This window comes from Roseateles sp. P5_E11, from assembly GCF_054049355.1.
Window position 1 is genome coordinate 1 of the sequence record NZ_JBFUMO010000600.1, and the last position, 3,418, is coordinate 3,418.

The following is a 3,418-nucleotide window of genomic DNA, read 5'->3' on the forward strand; positions in this document are numbered from 1 at the left end:
GACGTGGGTCCCCCAGACGTTTGCTCGGTCGCTTGTCCTGCGGGCCAATGCCGTCGCGCCAGTGGTAGGTGTCGGCGAAGCAGCCGCCCGGCCAGCGCACCAGCGGCACATGCAGGTCCTTGAGCGCGCCGACGACGTCATTGCGCCAGCCTCGGGTGTTCGGGATGTTCGACTTCGTGCCGACCCACATGCCTTCGTAGACGCCGGTGCCGAGGTGTTCGGCGAACTGGCCGTACACATACTTGCTGATGACCGGGCCGGGCTTGCCGGCGTCGATGTTGATGCTGACCTCGTTGGCGGCAAAAGCCGGGGCCGCGATCAGGCCGAGAACGGCAAGGCTGTGTTTGATTGTTTTCATATAGGGTCTCAAGACAGCTGCAAAGCCGCCATGTGTTTGATCGCAATGAATCCCGCTGATTCTTCGGCAGCGCCATGCGCGGACCGCCTTGTTCAGTTATTTCGAGAATTGCCAGTAATCGAACTTGAACAGTTCTTCGCCGGCCGCACCGCGGAATACGAAGAAGAGATCCTGGACGCCGGAGGCTCCGGAGATCTGGGCCAACTGCTGCTTCCATTCGCCGCCGGTTCCTGACACCGGCAGAGTGCCGATCAACTGGCCGTCGAGCTTGCCCAGACGAATCTCGATCTTTGCCCCGCTGGGTTCCTTCGCCTCGGCCGTGCTGGCGAGGCTGGCCATGAAGGCGCGCGCGCCGGTCACGCCGAAATCGACATTTCGCACCTGGATATAGGCGCCGTCATGGATGTCGCGCACATTCTGGCCACCGGCGCTGCTGGGCTCGATCTTGACACCGGAAGACCAGGCGATGGTCTCGGCTTCAACTCGCTTGTAGGGATCGAGGGTGGCGACCGGCGCCGGCCCTTCCTTGGTTGGCTGCACCATCGGGACCGAGCCATCGGGGTTGAACTTCAACTCGTCGACGCACACGGAACGTTTGAAGCCGTCGCCTCCCGGAAGAGCGGCGTTGTGATAGAAAAGGTAGGTCTTGCCCTTGTAATCGACCACGCCCGGGTGGTTGGTAAAAGCGCTTTGCGGAGACATGACGGCGCCGCCGTAGGTCCACGGGCCTTCGGCTGTGGGGCCGGTGGCGTAGCCGAGATGCTCAGGGATGGGACCGGCGGCAAAAAACAGGTAATTGAGATTCTTGCGCCTATAGAGCCAAGGACCCTCTTCGTAGGATGTGCCGCGCAAAGCAGGCTTCGGCTTCGTGACGCCTACTGTGTCCGGAGGGTTGCGCTCGCCCAAGGCCTTGACGGTCATCGGATGGCCAATGATGCCCTTCTCCCCGACGCTGGTGTCGTAGGAAATCATGTCCTTGTTCAGTTTCACTGACCACAGATTGGGATTGCCCCAGGCGAGATAGGCCTGACCCTTGTCGTCGATGAAAACGGTCGGATCGATGCTGTCGTACAGGCCGCCGGCGTGGCCGGCGATCAGCGGCTTTTTGATCGGGTCGATATAGGGGCCCAGGGGGTTATCGGCCACCAGCACGCCAATGCCACGGCCTTGCACCGGGCCATAGAGATACCACTTGCCATCGCGCTCAATCACTTGAGGGGCCCAGGCACCGTTGTCATAGCCGTCCCAGCCGGAGTTCTCCTTGGAGGCCCAAGGAAAATCTCGCAGGGAGGCGACCGCGCCGTGCTGAGTCCAGTTCACCATGTCCGTCGTCGTGGCGAGCACCCAATTCTTCATATTGAAGTTGTTGGCCTCCCCGACGTCTTCGTCGTGGCTAGAAAACAGGTAGAGCGTGCCCTTATGGACCATGGGGGCCGGATCGGCCGTATACATCGTTTGAATAACCGGGTTGCGCGCGAATGACGTTGCGGGCAGCAAGACCAGCACGGACGAGAGAACGACTGCGGAGAAGGCTGTTTTTTTCATGAGCGGCGGAAAATGAGAGAAGGCGGAGAAATAAAGTTGCGCCGTCCTAGCGCCCGTCTTGCGTCCCTTGCCCGACCCGGTAGTAGTCAAAGTCCACGCGGCCGCCGGCAATCTTGGTCGAGTAATAGAAGAGGCCGTAGCGGTAACCCATGAAGTGCGGGAAGGTGTAGGCCAGGCGCGAAGGACGACCGATGGGGGTCCACGATTTGCCGTCTAGGCTGTAGGAGAACCGGGCAACTTCAGGCGCGGGCTCAAATTCGCAGTCGACCCGAAGGTGAACGGTCTTGCCGGAGAGGGGAATGGAGGCGATCTCTTCGGGCTTGTCGGTTTCGGCGCTCACCATGACGAGAGATCGGGCGCCGTCGCTCATCTTGACGCCCACGAAACCGTATTGCCTTTGAAACGCGGCCAGGCCGGCCCAGTCGCCGTCTTTCATGCCGCTCACGTCGATGCTGGTGGTGGCGGAACTGCGCGGCCCGAAGGTGCGCTGAGTGAGGGTGTTCCGGGCCTCGAGCAGAGTTGCGACGTTCCGGCTGGTGGTSARGCTCAGGTRGCCCGGSCGCTTSGTGAGCGACCAGTCAYGSGGCTYSGGGTTGTGATTCCATTGCCAGGCCAGSGGCAGGKCGGGGTCGCCGGGCYGGCGGTCRAATTCGTCGGAGGCGACGATGCCGGAGGCGCCGGAGACGCCTTGCGCGCCGGCGGGGATGTCGAGCGTCATCGGCACCTTGCCGTCCTTGCCAAGCACCGGCCAGCCGTCCTTCCAGGTCACTGGCACGAGGTAAGGGATGCGACCGACGGCGCCGTTGTCCTTGAAGAGATAGGCGTACCACTTGCCTTCCGGCGTGTCGATGAGGCCGCYCTGGGCGATACCACGGTCATCGAGGGCGATGCGACTCTCGTAGGGGCCGTCGAGGGTGTCGGCGCGGCTGACGATGACGGTGCGCGCCCAGCGGCTCCCCGGCGAGGCGATGTTGACGAGGTAGTAGCGGCCGTTGATCTTGGAAATCTGCGAGCCCTCCCCACACAGCCCGCCCTGGTCGGCGCCGAAGACGGCGTTGACGTGTTCGATGATGGCCTTGTTCACGCCGCCCGGCTTGGTGCCGGTGAGATCGGGTTTCAGCTCGGTGAGCATGATGCGATTGCAGCCCCAGACCATGTAGACGCGACCGTCGTCGTCGAAGAACAGGCTGTGGTCATTCATCAAGGGCTCGAAGCTCGTCTCCTTCCACGGGCCGCGTTCCGGATCGCGCGTGGTGTAGACGTGGGTGCGTCCTCCGGTGGTGGCGGCGAACGTCGAGGCATAGAACATGCCGTCGTGGTAGCGCAGGCTGCTGGCCCAGGAGCCTGCACCGTAGGCGTTCTTGCCGTTCTCGAGACGGAAGGCTTCGTTGTCGGCAAGGTTCTGATGGGCGTAGGAGGCCATGCTCCAGTTGACCAGGTCGGTCGACTTCATGATCGGCAGGCCCGGGCTCATGTGCATCGTCGTGCTGCTCATGTAGTAGGTCTTGCCCACAC

2 protein-coding genes and 1 pseudogene are annotated in these 3,418 nt (G+C 62.5%); all 3 read right to left on the bottom strand.

The features are described from left to right. Positions 1 to 358, bottom strand: a pseudogene (locus ACXJKR_RS27640) (alpha-N-arabinofuranosidase); the annotation flags it as partial. A 96-nt stretch (positions 359 to 454) separates the two neighbouring features. After that, complete coding sequence (locus ACXJKR_RS27645) at positions 455 to 1,903, bottom strand: glycoside hydrolase family 43 protein (RefSeq protein WP_457325551.1); 1,449 nt, start codon at positions 1,901 to 1,903, stop codon at positions 455 to 457. A 46-nt stretch (positions 1,904 to 1,949) separates the two neighbouring features. Beyond that, on the bottom strand, positions 1,950 to 3,418 hold a 1,469-nt coding region (locus ACXJKR_RS27650; RefSeq protein ID WP_457325552.1), incomplete at its 5' end, for a glycoside hydrolase family 43 protein.

Coding starts and splice junctions, on each gene's coding strand:
- ACXJKR_RS27645 (WP_457325551.1), bottom strand. CDS start 1,903: ATGAAAAAAACAGCCTTCTCCGCAGTCGTTCTCTCGTCCGTGCTGGTC.